This is a genomic window from Lysinibacillus sp. C5.1, assembly GCF_016350185.1.
Lineage (GTDB): Bacteria > Bacillota > Bacilli > Bacillales_A > Planococcaceae > Lysinibacillus > Lysinibacillus sphaericus.
The window spans coordinates 2,936,909-2,952,798 of sequence record NZ_CP066226.1; the positions used below are offsets into that span (position 1 = coordinate 2,936,909).

The window sequence follows — 15,890 nt, forward strand, 5'->3', positions numbered from 1 at the left end:
ATGCCATTGCCTTAGTACTCGTACTTCCATGTATCTCCATTATTTTTGACATTCTCTACGAGATTTCCTTCTTCGTCATAGTAGAATTTGGCATCTTTTGTTTCTAGTAATCTACTGCTAGCGCCATAGACACGGTCTTTTTTGTCTTTTGTTTCATATAAATTGCCGACATCATCGACACTACGGTATAAGAAATCAAATTGGCGACTGTCTTGATTAGCCCACACGAGGTTACTAAATTCATCATAGCCGTATGTCACTTTTACACCGGTTAGCTCGTTGACCATACTGCGTAATTGATGATTGACGTCCCAATTGTAGGCGCGTCTTCGTGTATCTCGGCTTTGGCTACTTACTCTATGATGTGTTGGTCGACCTGTAATATCATATTGCCATTTACTAATAACATCCCCTGGTAGGATTCTTTCAATCTCTTGACCAAGTTCATTGTACTGCATCGAGGCTGTCCACTGGGTTTGCTCGGAGCGAGACGCTGTCATTTTCAAGACATTGCCCAGTTTGTTGCGAGTCAAATTGACTTATATTAATTCCAGTACATTGACGGTGTTTTTCGAATAAGTAATTTAACAAAAAAACATATGTAAAAAGAACTTAAGTCTTCTTTACATATGTTTTGTATCTTATTTATGAATATTGCCAATAACTTTTTATAGGATTCTCAATTGAATCTTCTTTCATTTGTGCATATAAATATATAGCACCGAACGCAAAGGGATAACTTTTTCTTGGCTTTATTAGTTTATCTGGATATCCTTCCTCATCAATTTGGAGTATAAAACTAAAGCCATCTTCGTGTAGCTCCTTATAATAATAATCCTCTTCCTGAATATGCTTTGGTGTTCCTCCGAATTTCACAAGAAAACTTTGATTAAATGTTTCTTTATCACTTACAATTGTGGCTTCAGAAATAAAATGTTTTACAAAATCAGGATTGTTAAAAGTATCAAATTTACTCTCTTCTGTTTTAGGATGTTTTATTGTCATTAATGAACAATTTGGATATCTATTTTTAGAGATACGTTCTTCAAAATTTTGGGGTGCAAAAATAGATATCATCTCATTTTCATTGAAAGGGTTAACAATGGACAAATAAAAATACATTGTTGTTTCTTTATTTACTGTGCCTTCCAATTCATCAAAGTAATTTGGTGCATTACCTCCAATCCAACCATTACCGCTATCAATTTCATTAGTTTGAAAAACCATACATTCATTTCGTTCTTGAAAAAATTTATTATACTTCATAGCAATCTCCCTTCTATTATGCATTACATGGTATAATTCCATGTTTTATTCCATGTTTTATTCCATGCTCTATAGCTGCTGTCCTAAGTTCCTTTACCCTTTCTGTTGCAAATATTTTTGCATTTTGCTTATCCATACCTCTATTTTTAACTAATTCCTCCATAATACCACGTCTAGTTAGTGCAGCATTTCTATTAATATTTTGCAGTGCAGTTTGATTTTTCAATACATTTTTGTTATGCATTCCATATTTATTTTGTAAAGCACTTATCCTTTGATGAAGAGGCTCTTCAGTAAGTGCAATAGCAGGATTATGCCTTGACATTGGCCCTTTAAGACGCTCTACGCCTTTATTATGTTTTAACCAAGCATTCTGCAATAGTTCATGTGCTGTATACCCATCGTTCATGTGAAGCTTACTACCATAACGAGCGATTTCAAATTCATTTAATAACCCCAAAGGGTCCGTTGTTGTAAGTGGATTATTTACATATCCATAAAGCGTAGGATTGTTCCCCATAAGCCCAATCGGGTCAACTTGCGTATAGTTCCCTTGCTCTGGATCGTAGTATCGGAATCGGTTATAATACAAGCCAATTTCTACATCTTCATACTGCCCTTGATACCTAAACGGAATGAAGTCCTGTTGACCAGTGAACTCTTTCACTCGCCCATACACATCAAGCTCAGCCGACCAAACCTTATGACCTTGTTCATCATAAGCTTCAACAGGCGTTCCTAGATAATCACTAATAATGCTGTAGTTGCCTTCATTCATTATCTTAGCTGAAGGGACAAAGCTATCATTGAATACCCATGTAACGAGACTGTCTAAGTCATCTGTCTGTGAGGCATTCTCCACTGAATTTTCCAATGTATCAGAATTATCCTGTGACAAATACTCATGTAAAATCGTATTGCCATCCCATACAAAATGAGTAGCTCTAACTCCCGAACACTTCTCTATCCGCCTACCTAGTGCGTCAAATTGCGTGCAAAAATATTATCTTTTATACTGTTCCTAAATAAAGAACAAAATTAGAAACTTATATAAGTAATTTATAACTTTATTTTACTATTAGAAAGGAAATCATGAAGCCGTAACTATCTTATTTTAAGTTTTCTGTAGGATTTAATCTTTAATGTTTAGAGAGTTAAAAAAATAAAACCACCCCCTGAAATTTAGGCATCTGCTCTAACCTTCAGGAGGTGATATACTCTTTTTTACAGTATATTCTAAAAACCTTATTAATACTATGCTATACCTTTAAAGAAACTTTTCCCCATTTTGCTGAACGGTGTTTATTTAACCAATTTTCCATTTTAATTCCCTTAGGACAACCAGTTTTCGGATATTTAATAGGGATCAGTAGCAATAAACTAACTTCATCATCATCTTCCTCTACTTCCTCTACTTCCTCAGTCTGCTCTGAATTCGGATTAAATTGATAATCTGTTAGAATAAATGCATCAATGCTTTCTGGCCATTCTAGTTGATTCCAATTCGTATCCGTCTTTTCAATAACTATTCCTTCATGAAGTTTATTGCCATCCAACCTATATTGGCCCAACAAAAACATTAATTGTATTGGAAATGATTCAACGCATTTTTCTTCAATGAGTTGTAGATTTATTGGCCAATCATACGGAACACTCATCATCAATTCAATTCTTGGTAGAGATTCAAACAAACCAATAGTAAATAGTAACTTAAATTTCTTGTCTTTTTCTATTAAGGCTGTTCTTATGTCTATAGTATCTTTTTTTAATACTGTAGAAAGTATTGAACCTACATTATTATCAATATGTGCTAAAATACCGTCTCCTCTTTCGTTCATTAAATCAATTTGTTCTTGTGCCGATAACCCACCTCTTGACTTTAATAACTCAAATATGTCTTGATGTCCATATACCTTGGCCAAATCTAATGGTGTTTGATTAAATCTACGATGTAACCTATTTATGTCAGCTCCACAGTCCAGCAGATACTTAACAATTTCTATATGTCCCTCAATTACCGCAGAGATTAATGGGGTAATAATTCCTCTGCAATCTCCATCTACCCATGCACCTCTTAATATAAAATCTTTTATACACTCTAATTCACCATGAGAAGCGAAAAATTTTAAAGGTGTATGATACAAGCCGTCTACGAAATTAATATCAATCCCAGATTTAATTAAATAGAGACATATATCTCTTTTTTCAATAAAAGCAGCAAAATGTAACAAACTCTCGTTTTTTTTCTCATCCCCATAAACAGGAACATGAATAAAATCTGGGTATTTAGACAATAAATTATCTAATTTGTTAATATCGTTCTCACGAATTGAAGCATAAATTTCATAAAAAACCTCTTCATTTTCTTGAAATATTTTTTCAAATTTAGTCATAGAAAAATACTCCTTCCTTGGCCTCTTCGCCTAGTTTTTTTAGTGCTTGTTCAACAGCAGTTTTTCCTTCTTTATTAGCCCTTACAAGTGTATCATGTACATACTTCGCGGCTTTTTTAGTATGAGCACCGCCACCATTTTGCGCCCAAGTAAAGTTTCTTAAATCATCATTTAGCCCTATACCATGCTTGTTTATAATATCTTGTGAATCAGTAATGTATTTTCTATGAACAGAATCCCAATTTTTAGGGGCTTTTTCCCGCACAATATGATGATAATGAGGTTTTACCATATCAGTTGGAGCAGGGCCTAATGTTTTCTTATCCGCTGCTGATAATCTACATTTTTCTAAACCAAGTGGATCAAGAAGATAGTTAGGATTAGCAACGTAACTGTATAAAGTAGGATTCCCACCAGCCAGTCCAATCGGGTCAACTTGCGTATAATTCCCTTGCTCTGGGTCGTAGTATCGGAATCGGTTATAATACAAGCCTATTTCTACATCTTCATACTGCCCTTGATACCTAAACGGAATGAAATCTTTCTCACCCGTAAACTGGTTCACTCGCCCATACACATCAAGCTCAGCCGACCAAACCTTATGACCTTGTTCATCATAAGCTTCAACAGGCGTTCCTAGGTAATCACTAATAATGCTGTAGTTGCCTTTATTCGTGATTTTTGCTGAAGGGACAAAGCCATCATTGAATACCCATGTCACTAGATTATCTATGATTTCAGATTCTGTCTGTGAAGCATTTTCGAATATAACTGAATTATCCTGCAAGAAATACTCATGCAAAAACGTATTGCCATCCCATACAAAATGAGTAGCTTTACCCTCCGAACACTTCTCTATCCGCCTACCTAGCGCGTCATAATTGAAAGCTACTCATTATCTGTGAACGATTAATGCGTACTTTGCTCCCAAAGCATCTTTGATTTCGATGTGGTGAAAGATTCCAAGGTTTATTATAATAATAAAAAGAACGAATTACCATATTAAGGAATTCGTTCTTTCATGCTTTTCAATGCTCTACTGAAATTAAAAATGGATTATTAGCAATACTTCGATTTTGAACAGAATTGCCAATTAACCGGCAAACTTGCCATTTGAGAAAAAATTTTTTCTCTTTATCATTATCTAACTACTTAAAAAACTATAAATGCATCATTTTCAAAATAATAAATAAACGCTTGCAGCAACTGATCTAGTGATGGATTTTCTAACTGATTATTTACATTGTCAATTACATCCTCAATACTTGCACCATCTAAAGTTTCTATCCACCCATTTTGTTTCACTTGTTCCGGTAAAAAGTCATCTGAATCGGGTGGAAAATCAAAGCTATCTAATGAAAATATCCCCTCTGTATTTAAATTCCATTCTCTTAAATTTGGAGGAAGATAGAACCAAGTCTCTGGATTCTTTTCTGGATGCGATAAAACATCCCTAACACTAATTAAATTCATTTTTTCTTTCATCATGTATTACACCCTCTTGTAAGTTTTTTAAATCCACCCTCTTGGTTTGGATGAAGACTTCCTTGCACCGGACCTGGAGCTCTATGTTGCCCCCTTGGAACGAGTTGTATCTTTTCTGGATTTTGAGCATTATGGTGCCAAGAATGTTTTGGAGGACTTGTATCCTTGAAAGCACCTCTAGGACCAGGTTGTACATGTTTCACTACTTCAGGCGGAAGCGAGTTTGCCAAACCAGGGTATTTTTGTAAAGCTTCGTATAACTGTTGATTTGCATTTTGGAAATGTTTTCTTCTTGAACTTGATTGGATGTTCTCTGGTATCGATGTTTCAAACCATACACTATAATTTGAACTTGATAATGGTCGCCCAGTGATATCGGTACCACTCAAATCTACTGACTTTAAACCCCAAGGATCTATTTGGGTCACTGTGTTATACACGTATCCATAAAGCGTTGGATTCCCACCCGCAAGCCCAATCGGGTCAACTTGCGTATAGTTCCCTTGCTCTGGGTCGTAGTATCGGAATCGGTTATAATACAAGCCAATCTCTACATCTTCATACTGCCCTTGATACCTAAACGGAATGAAATCTTTCTCACCCGTAAACTCGTTCACTCGCCCATACACATCAAGCTCAGCCGACCAAACCCTATGACCTTGTTCATCATAGGCTTCGACAGGTGTTCCTAGATAATCACTAATAATACTGTAGCTACCTTTATTCGTGATTTTTGCTGAAGGGACAAAGCCATCATTGAATACCCATGTAACGAGACTATCTGCGATATCGACGTCTGCCTGGGAAGCATTCTCCACTGAATCATCCTGCGAGAAATACTCATGCAAAATCGTATTGCCATCCCATACAAAATGAGTTGCCTTTTCCTCAGAACTCTTCTCTATTCGCCTACCTAATGAATCATACTTGAAAGTAACTTCCGTATTATCTGGCTTTATGACCTTCGACATCATGCCATTGCCATAGTACTCGTACTGCCATGTATCTCCATTATGTTCGACTTTCTCTACGAGATTTCCTTCTTCGTCATAGGAGAATTTGGCATCTTTTGTTTCTAGTAATCTACTGCCAGCGCCATAGACACGATCTTTTTTATCTTTTGTTTCATATAGATTGCCGACATCATCGACACTGCGGTATAAGAAATCAAATTGACGACTGTCTTGATTGGCCCATACGAGGTTACTAAATTCGTCGTAACCATACGTCACTTTTACACCCGTTAGCTCGTTGACCATACTGCGTAATTGATGATTGACGTCCCAATTGTAGGCATGTCTTCGCGTATCTCGACTTTGGCTACTTACTCTATGATGTGTTGGTCTACCTGTGATATCATACTGCCACTTGCTAATAACATCCCCTGGTAGGATTCGCTCAATCTCTTGACCAAGTTCATTGTATTGCATCGAGGCTGTCCACTGGGCTTGCTCGGAGCGAGAGGCGGTCATTTGTAAGACATTACCCAATTCATTGCGAGTAACATCAATTTTAGCACCAAGGCTACTTGTAATCTGAGAACGATTGCCTAACTCGTCATAGCTACTCGCAATCCAATGGTCGTTTTGCCATTCTTTGATGACTTGTCCTGATGGGTCTCGTTCTAGCTTAACGTTTACATACTCATTTTCTGTTTCTTGTAATGCGCCGTTTTTGTCATAGCTAAATGTTTCCCATGTACCATCATAGTAGTCAGAGCGAATAATATTTCCTAGCGCATCGTGCTGATACGCTGTCCAACGATTTCCTGGTCGTTGAATCCGTTGCACGATTCCTGCGAGGCTTCGCTCATACGATTTTTCCATGTCATCAAAGCCGATTTCCTTGATAATATGGCCTTTGGTATCGCGTTCAAAAGTGTACGCTTCGCCTTTTTCATTGATAACAGCGGTTAATTGCTCCTCTGTATCGTAGGTGAATTGTACTTGCTTGCCACCTTGTTTGCGAGACGTTAGGCTTCCAAGAATTGTGTAATCAAAAGCGACTTGTGTATGGTTATCCTTTGCAAAAATAATATCATCATAGGCATTGTACTTTAGTTGAACATCGTTACCATCAGATAGATGGGCGCGCACTAGGCGATTTAAATGATCATAATGGAACTTTTCTGTTGCTCCAAGTGGATTAGTTGTACTTATGCAGTTCCCACGACGGTCGTATGTCCATGTTGAACTTGTCCCATCTGGCAATGTGACTTGGCTTAAGTTTAGGTCAGCGTCATACGTTAAGCTTACCATATGCCCTTGCGCATTTGTCACTGTATCGATTAAACGATGCTCATTATAAGAAAATTCAGTCTTTGTACCATCTTCTAAAATCGTTGCCTGTAATGTCCCGTCCTCATTATAAATCCACTGACGACTGCCGCCCTCTGGATTAACTGCCTGAATCAAGCGATCTTTGGCATCATGCTGAGAAGATAAAGTACTGCCATCTGCCAGCGTCATCGTAATTGGATTGGCCCATTCATCATAGCTGAAAGTTGTGACGCGACCATCTTCATCTACTTCTTGCAGTAATTCAAAGTCCTCATTATAGACATAGCTGACCTCACTACCATCCGGATACATAATTTTCGTACAGAGGTTATCTTCATTAAAATAGTAAGTGCTTATATGCCCTAAGCTATTGGTAATTTCGTTATAGCCCTCATAATAGGCAAGCTCACCTGCTAGGACATTGCCATCTCCCCATGTTTTAATAACGCGCGCACCTGTAGTTGGCCCATCGTAACGCCAGAAGAAGCTATTTTTATTGCGGTCTATTTTTTGCATCATTAAGTGATTGACATACTGGATATGTGTACTTTGTCCTAATGCATCTTGGATTTCGATTAAATCTTGAACATCATTGTAAACATAGCGCACTAACACTTCACGACTCATTTGGTTGCGTAAAGCAACTTCCGTCATTCTGCCCGCTTCATTGGTCGTAACATCTAGTATGCGCCCTACGCTATCTGTTACTTGAGATAAGAAGCCTTTCAGGTTATACGCAAATTGAATATGGTGGTCTTGCTCATTTCTTACTTCTTTTAATCGATATGTCGTCTCGGTTGTTTGTTCAAATACATAAAGCAAGCGTGTATCATGCTCAAACAAATGGTATTCCACACCTGTATTTTTCAGGGTCATTCTTTCTTTTTTATTAAAATATGGTAAATTAATTGGTAAAATTGGAAACCCTATTGCGCGACCATCCGTCACCACAATGCCAATAAGGTCTTCTTCTTCAAATATCTCTAAGGCTAGATCGTATGTAAAGTGCATACCATGCCCAGTTAAACCAACTCGACTACTATCACTGTACCACGCACGTTCCCATGCAAGAGGGATAGGGCCTGGAAGTTCGAAATCGACACCTTCATAGATCATACGGCCAGTAATTAAATCAACCGGTTCAAAGCCTTTTTTACAGAATTTATCACTTAAACCTTTTGTACAGTTAAATTTCTTTAATACTTGATGATTGAGTTTGGTTAACTCTGTTTTGGCCATCGCCTTCATACCATCGACAGCTTTTGACACAGCTAGCACTTCATCCATCGAAGCGATTACTTTATCGGCTGCTGTTTTCATGCTTTTTGTGCCTTTGTTAGCCAGTGCTGACACAGTATCGAGTGTTTGCGCAACTTTGGAGTAAGCGGCTTTCATCCCTTTTACTGCTTTTGAAGCATCCACCGCCTTATCTGCAGCCTTGGCGGTTTTACTAGCTGCTTCTGCTACTTTTGCGGCTTTATTGGCCTTGTAGGCTGTTTTTGCAGCATCCCCAACGATTGGCACTGCACCGACTATATTCATCGCCGCGCCCATATAGTCTCCTCTTGCCAAGCTAATACCAGCGTTGGCAATATCCGCGAAAGTCCCGATACCTGGAATAAATCCAGCAACATCTAACGCTAAACTAACGTTATCAAGCACCTTACTAAAGAAGCCTTTTTTCTCTTTTTTCTGCTCTGCTTTTTGTGGGAAGATAACATCCACTTTGGATGTAGCTTCGATTGCTTCTTCATTTAACTTCGGTGGTTGACTTTTTTTCTCTATGCCTTCTTGTTCAATCAGTGTACTAATTAACTGTGTGTCCGCTGCAAGGATTATATGGCTTTGCTCCTTTGCTGAAATGGCAATCCATTCCTCCGCTTCTACAGATAACTCGTTCATACCACTCATCTCAAGTGTTTCATCTGCCGCTAGCATAATGGTACTATTACTTTGAAATGTTACGCCTTCTCCATCATCCATCTTAAGATCCAATACGCCATCTACTGCACTAAAAGTAATATCACCCACACCTAATGTCATATCTTTCCCCGCATTGGTCGCCAATGATTTCACGGTCGTGTCTGCCATTTTTTTCGTTTGTTTTTGCCCACCCTCCGGTGTAGCAGGTGCAACACGCACCGAGCTAATGACAATGGCATCTTGCTCCACAGCACTTGGAAAATGCAATTGGGCACGAGCACCTTTTTGCGGCATTAAATACATGACACCATTTGCATCTGCTGAATAAGCAAACCAATGTGCTTTTTCTTTCTCTTGTTTTTTATCGATATCTAAATGAATTTTGACCGTGTTTTGCGTAACATCAATGATTTTCCCTGTAAAAGCTGCGCCAATCAAATCTAAATTGCGTACTAATCGCTGACGAATACTTTTTTCTGGTTGGGCAGTATATTGGAATTTTAGTACACCCGTTTCGAGATGAATTTCCCGAACCGTAATTATATAGGATTTTCCCTTTAATTGTACCGATGTACCCAAATCGTACGCTTCTGTGCTTTCAAACTCACAAAATGTATAATCGGTTTCACTTACATCCGTACCATCGTTTTCAGTAATCAATCGATACGTATCTATATCCATATGTAATACAGAAGGTAGATGGTCGATTGTTATACGTTTCTTACTTTCGGGTGTGCCAAACCAAAATCGTGGTCCCTTTCCTTGTAAATCAGGAAAAACAACCGCCTGTAGATTAGAAGCCATTCTTTTAATAAATGTCCAATCTGTCTCCATATATTGAATCGAGATATGACCTATTACTTGACCGTTCGACACCTGGTCGATGTAATCCCCATGAGGATAAGCCCCCACAATGGTATCTAGTAACGCTACATAGGTCATATTCGCATCTTGAAAAGAACGTGAGCGTTTTTCAACATCCATATTGGCTGTAAACGATACTGCCTCGACATAGACATAATGCACCCCTTGCGCTGCCTGCAACTCTGCATTTTCAATTCTACCTGAAAACAAGATGTCTTGTTGTCGACCAAATTTTACAACGACTTCATCTGAATGACTGACACGTTGAATATACTTTTGTGCTTGCTCTTCCGCAATCATTCCTGTAAAGGACAGTCTTGCATGATCATTGCCTTGATGTTTTATCGTTAGCTTATTTATATGAATAAGAGGATAAGGCCACTCGAGCACAAGATCCTCGTACGTAGTTATCTTGTTGACTTCCTTTTCTCCTAGCGTTTTCATTACTTACCTCCTTTCAAACACTCTTTTTTAAAAGCCTTGTTTCGGTATTGTTAATTCCTCTTGTCCGTCATGCACAATATCAATTTTTCCTCCACCTGCTGAGCATTGCGTATGACATCGGGACAATAACGCTTGCTTGCCCTCGATATTGACATTTTCCATTCCTTCCATCCAGTCGATGGAGCATGCAGGCGTACATGGTTTTTTTAATTTCAGGCACACGCCAAAGGTTGGGATGTTGTCAGGTTTACGATCGCCCACATTCAATACGGCTTTCCCTTTAATATAAACGCCATGATCCTGCGGTAAATTTAAATAATTTAGATGACTACCATGCTCACAAGAAATAATTGCTCCATGAACCACATAACTAAATTGCTCTTGTTCTGAACCTTCTGTCTCCAAATTTTCTACAACTTGAGCCATTTAATAACCTACCCTTCGTATATGTTGCAAACTACGACTTATTCTTTGATTTTTGTTTGACTCCAGATGCATCAGTATACTTTAGCAATCAACGTTTTTTAGCTTCTTTCAAGTTTTACTCGCTGCAACTGAATGCCAAGAAATGGTCGTCTTAATATACTTTCTGCCACATCTAGATTAACGATTGTAAAAGAATTTCCTTGACTATTGACTTGAAAAATATAATCTAATTCAACCTTTTTCGGGTTTATCACAAGCTCCTTGATACGTCCATCTGGATAATACGTGGTTTCATGAGAAATACAATTCTTCTTTTCAACCTCCATCAACCAATACAAGCGCTGTGTCCCCTTTTTTACATCCGTAAAAACAATAGCTGTAAACGCTAAGTGATCCTCATATTTTGCTAACAGCTTTTTTAATTGCTCTGACACAATTGTTCGAGGCTTTTCTAAATAATCTGGATATAGCCCCTGTTCTTTTTCCACCACTTCTGCAAATACTGAAGAGCACACAAAATCATCATCAAGGTCCGTCTTCAAAGGAATAATAGGATTGATAATACTTTGGTCTTGTTGAACAATAAAGTATTCCATTTTGTCCTCCTGTAAGCTTCAAATCCAATGAATGTCTTTTATCTGGGCTTGGCTAAATTGATACTTCGCTTGATCTCGTTGAAAAAAAGTGGCGCCCTTTAAATTAGCACCCGTAAAATTAGCACCTGCCATTTGTGCAAATTCAAATTTTGCCTGTTGCAAATTCGCATTGCTGAAATCCGTACCAAGGTAGCAAGGAACTTCATTATTAGGAAACTTCAATGTTTTTCCTTGTGCATGTCTAAAATTAACACCAGCTAAATTAGCATTTCGAAAATCTGCATCTTGAATCATTGCATACGAAAAATCAACATTCGCTAATTGACAACCAATAAAATTTGTACCGATGCAAACACTTCGATGCAATGAAGCCTCTGCTAAATTACTGTCTTGGAAATTTGCATAGGAAAAGTTCTTATGGCTCAAATCTTGTTGCATTAATGATAGGTTTGAAAAGTTTTCAAACGTATACGATTGGTTCGCCTCTTTCTTCTCTAACGATAACAGGATATCTTTTTCCACTTGTTGCCGTTCGTCAATCAGTGCAATATCTTCACTAAACCCTTTATATTCGCCAGCTCGGAAACGTAAGCATGTCGCGCGTTGAAAATTGATTGTAGGGACGCTTTCTTGGTGATAGCGAAAGAGATAACGTAGCAATTGGACAATATATTGATGAAACTGTATAACGGTCTGCTGCAGAATGACTCGAACGTCCGTTGTTTGAATGCTAATATATGACTTTCTTTCTTTTTCTAGCGTATTTTGTAAATCCCTCATCGCTTCACTAAGCCAATGTGCTTCATATTTTGCTGTGCATTCTACCCAATCGAAATACCATGTTTCCCCATATACTTCCAGCAAATACGTAAACTTGTTTTCTAGTAAAGATGTTCGTAGCAACGATAGATGAATAAAAGCAACTGGGGCTAACTTACCCTGCTGTTGCTGTCTGCTAATATTCGCAAATAGTTGTTCAAATGCGTGAATGATTGGTTGAAGTAAAACTTCCTTGTCTTGACGAAACTGTCGATCGACTATTGCTTGTAACCGGTTGACATGGACTACCACACATTCATCCATAAAATGCTGTAAGGCTTCTTCTCGTTTCATGCGTCTACATCCCCACTAATTTGCTCGTACTTCTGTTCCTTTAATCTCCATTTTGTCCTCCATCTTGATCGAGTTCTCTTTACATGTCATCTCAATTTTTTCATTGGCATTGATCATAATTTGCTTGGCATTAATAACGACTTTGTCTGTTGCTTTTAAGTTAATGTTTTTATCACTAATAATAGAAATACCATTATCATCCATTAACGAAATCATTAATCCACCACCAGAAATGACAATACGATCAGGAGCTAGTAGAATTTGTTTACCATGCTTCGTTCTAAGTGTTTTTACATCTGGATTAGCCATACGTACTGGGTCTTGGCGACTATCCTCTGGAGGTGCAGCACTACCGCCCCCACCTTGACTGGTCGGATTCGTTGCTGCTAACATAGCACCCGATTGTGGTGGTGCTTTGGTCACGGAGCTAATGGCAATCCCCTCATCCTCACGGTTGCTTGGGAAATAGATTCTCACATTGTCAGATAACTCTGGCATAAAATACCACCCTGTATTATCTTCTGACGCATAGATTGTTGAATATGGGAACCAATAGGCTGTACTCTTTTCTTGCCCCTCGTCAAAATCGACATGAATGCGGATTTTATCTCCTGCCACATCAATGACTTTTCCTTGAATAGACGCGCCGATGATTGCTTGATTATACGTCGTGTGAACACTGAAACCATTCTTTGGTGTAAGCGTATAAATATGCTTCAATAAGCCATTTTTAAGCTTCGATACGATTTTATAAACATATAGTTTTTTGGCTTGGAACGTGACTTCGTTGCCGATTTTGAATAGTTGGGTCGATTCTACTTCATAATACATATAGTCACTGTCCGTTATACTATCGAGATGATTTTTACTAGAAATAAGGAAGTTGCCAATTGCCTTTTTCACACGGTAATTGATTGCATCTATTTTCTGTACAGCACCTGCTTGAAATGGTACGCCGAAGTAAAACTTTGGTGCACTATGAACTGTGTCTGGCACTAAGCCCGTATGAAATCTAGAAGCCATACGTTTTAGAAACTCCCAGTCTGTCTCTAAATATTGCATTGTAAAGCTACCAATACTAGCACCCTTTGTGACATGATCCATAAAGTCGGCACCTGGTTGGTCGGCAATACATTCATTGATCAATTCTGTATATGGCATCTTAGCATGTTGGTACGTTTGGTTTTTTTTCTTCACATCTAATACATACGTATGTGAAACTGCCTTCACCTCCAAATAATACGTACCCAGCACCGATTTCACTTGTACATCTAATGCTAATCCATTAAAAATAGGCGATTGGCCATTACTGCCGATTTGCAATACTTCGATAGCTGTTTCAGCGTCAGTCATGTAAACGTAGGAGTCTTCAAGTTCATCTGGTATAATGCCTGTTAAATGTAATACCGCATGTTCATTCATTTGTTGTGTGATTTCGATTTCGCTGACGCGGATATTATAGGGCATCACAATTAAATCTTTATACGTCATTGCTGTTTCCTTGTTAACTCGCTCCATCAAACAACACCTTCTCCATCCAATGATTTGTTTTCGATTGAGATTAATTCCAACATGCCATAAGCAATCGGTTGCCATATATCCATTTCTTTTTTCAAGCAATTAACTGAACCCGTAGCCACATGGCCATCTACTATAAATAAAAACATTAAATTATAAATTTTGTTATCGAGTGCCTTCGAAATAAAATCAAAATAACCAATTTGTAGACCGTTCACTTCTTTCATGCCGATATCTAACATTTCAGCACCTGGCTGGAACTTTTGCACGATATTCATCATCGCTTCAGTAAAATCTTCTAACTCTTCTTCTTTTAATTGTTGTTCCATTAGTTTCATCGTGACGTTTATGGACGTGCTATCACTTGTGTAAATGTAATCCGGTCTACGGCTTGATGGATATTTAATATTCATTAATTCCGATTCCATCTCTTCAAATGCTACAGGCATAAACATTTGTATTTGATTCTCGTAAAAGCCAATCTGTGCAAATTCAATTGTTTCATCTTCAATTGTTAGCTGGCCATTTTGAATGGCTTTCACAATGTCCGTATGTAACAATTGCTTTTCAATGTTCTCTGTTCGTTTTTTCTGCCTTGCATGCTTGGTCATCTCAATTACTTCTTCATCCATATAACTCATTTTTTCGCCCTCCTTTGTTAAAAAGTCTTTTAGTATGCATAGACCTTCTTTTATTTTTCTTATAGCTAGTGTTGGTATAATACGACTTGCTTTGTGATGAAATCGTTAAAACATGCTCTTCTCTATTAATCTTGTTTTCTTAGCACATCACTACCTAATCCACAATCATACGTTTTGGGCGACCTTGACTGAGTCCCTTCATACGGCTGCCACCCTTTACGTCCATTAAAATACGATTTAAATACTTATGAATTTGACTATTACTTAACGTTTGATAGTCTAGCTCTAGCCTATTGCAAATATAGAAATCAATCGCATCTCGTTGCACTCTCTCCTGATTTAAACACTCTAAGGCAAAGGCTATATCATATGGATTGGTTGGACGATATTTTAAAAGCTCTCGTGCAAAATATTGCAATATAAGTGGGTGGTAGGTGCTTTTTTGTATGCCAGCATAATGACAATGATGATAGTTTACTGTGTTATATTCAGTTGCAAAGTCGAGAAAGTCGATATGCTGTGAGCGCAGTTTGGCTCCTAATTTTAATTTAAAGCGTGCTAATTCTAGTTCATTTTGTGCAAGATCAACGGAATCATCTAAAATAATTTCTGTTGTGTAATGGGTATAATCAAGGTTATTCACTGCTTCAGGAAATCGTACTTTTAATATCGTTTCGTGCCCTGTAGCTTCATAAGGAAGCTCATAGCTACTATGTAGCATATATAGCCTTCCATTATGCTTAATAATGCCTTTTGTAATAATGAGTTGTGAATCTGCTACAATAATATGGACACCCGCAATAATGCCATTCGAGTAATCTTGGAAATACAGATCTAAAAACTCTCTTGGATAATCTCGTAAATTCTCCAACATTTCTCGCTTTAAAATACGACCTTTTTGAAAATGTGGATATTGATTGGCAAACAAGCTGTCACCCACCT

At 37.9% G+C, this 15,890-nt stretch carries 13 protein-coding genes; all 13 read right to left on the bottom strand.

Features of this window, described 5'->3' with window-relative positions; translation table 11 throughout:
- Positions 1–11: 11 nt before the first annotated feature.
- The 13 genes from I5435_RS14320 to I5435_RS14380 all read right to left on the bottom strand — a co-directional run bounded on the left by I5435_RS14320 (position 12) and on the right by I5435_RS14380 (position 15,876).
- Positions 12–458: a hypothetical protein gene (locus tag I5435_RS14320; protein ID WP_337982487.1), complete on the bottom strand. Its 447-nt coding sequence runs from the start codon at positions 456–458 to the stop codon at positions 12–14.
- 187 nt (positions 459–645) lie between these two features.
- Complete coding sequence (locus tag I5435_RS14325) at positions 646–1,266, bottom strand: hypothetical protein (RefSeq protein ID WP_337982488.1); 621 nt, start codon at positions 1,264–1,266, stop codon at positions 646–648.
- Positions 1,267–1,282: 16 nt separating this feature from the next.
- Entirely contained in the window at positions 1,283–2,140 is an 858-nt protein-coding gene (locus tag I5435_RS14330) for an RHS repeat domain-containing protein (RefSeq protein WP_337982489.1), read from the bottom strand.
- A 385-nt stretch (positions 2,141–2,525) separates the two neighbouring features.
- On the bottom strand, positions 2,526–3,659 hold the full coding sequence (locus tag I5435_RS14335; protein ID WP_337982490.1) for an ankyrin repeat domain-containing protein: 1,134 nt from the start codon (positions 3,657–3,659) through the stop codon (positions 2,526–2,528).
- The gene (locus I5435_RS14340; protein WP_337982491.1) at positions 3,652–4,461 is read right to left on the bottom strand and encodes an RHS repeat domain-containing protein; all 810 of its coding nucleotides are present in this window, start codon (positions 4,459–4,461) and stop codon (positions 3,652–3,654) included. Before I5435_RS14340 ends, I5435_RS14335 begins: the two co-directional genes overlap by 8 nt.
- Positions 4,462–4,811: 350 nt before the next feature.
- Positions 4,812–5,147, bottom strand: coding sequence for a DUF7716 domain-containing protein (locus tag I5435_RS14345; RefSeq protein WP_337982492.1), 336 nt, complete (start codon positions 5,145–5,147; stop codon positions 4,812–4,814).
- Positions 5,144–10,654, bottom strand: a complete 5,511-nt coding sequence (locus I5435_RS14350) for a DUF6531 domain-containing protein (RefSeq protein ID WP_337982493.1) — start codon at positions 10,652–10,654, stop codon at positions 5,144–5,146. Before I5435_RS14350 ends, I5435_RS14345 begins: the two co-directional genes overlap by 4 nt.
- 27 nt (positions 10,655–10,681) lie before the next feature.
- On the bottom strand, positions 10,682–11,080 hold the full coding sequence (locus tag I5435_RS14355; protein ID WP_024361243.1) for a DUF4280 domain-containing protein: 399 nt from the start codon (positions 11,078–11,080) through the stop codon (positions 10,682–10,684).
- A gap of 98 nt (positions 11,081–11,178) precedes the next feature.
- Positions 11,179–11,676 carry a hypothetical protein gene (locus I5435_RS14360; protein ID WP_337982494.1) on the bottom strand — a complete coding sequence of 166 codons (498 nt, stop codon included), beginning with the start codon at positions 11,674–11,676 and terminating at the stop codon, positions 11,179–11,181.
- A gap of 18 nt (positions 11,677–11,694) precedes the next feature.
- On the bottom strand, positions 11,695–12,789 hold the full coding sequence (locus tag I5435_RS14365; RefSeq protein WP_337982495.1) for a pentapeptide repeat-containing protein: 1,095 nt from the start codon (positions 12,787–12,789) through the stop codon (positions 11,695–11,697).
- A gap of 15 nt (positions 12,790–12,804) precedes the next feature.
- Positions 12,805–14,307 carry a phage baseplate assembly protein V gene (locus I5435_RS14370; RefSeq protein ID WP_337982496.1) on the bottom strand — a complete coding sequence of 501 codons (1,503 nt, stop codon included), beginning with the start codon at positions 14,305–14,307 and terminating at the stop codon, positions 12,805–12,807.
- On the bottom strand, positions 14,307–14,948 hold the full coding sequence (locus I5435_RS14375) for a hypothetical protein (protein WP_337982497.1): 642 nt from the start codon (positions 14,946–14,948) through the stop codon (positions 14,307–14,309). The genes I5435_RS14370 and I5435_RS14375 overlap by 1 nt, the downstream gene beginning before the upstream one ends.
- A 154-nt stretch (positions 14,949–15,102) precedes the next feature.
- Positions 15,103–15,876 carry a hypothetical protein gene (locus I5435_RS14380; protein ID WP_024361248.1) on the bottom strand — a complete coding sequence of 258 codons (774 nt, stop codon included), beginning with the start codon at positions 15,874–15,876 and terminating at the stop codon, positions 15,103–15,105.
- Positions 15,877–15,890: the final 14 nt, after the last annotated feature.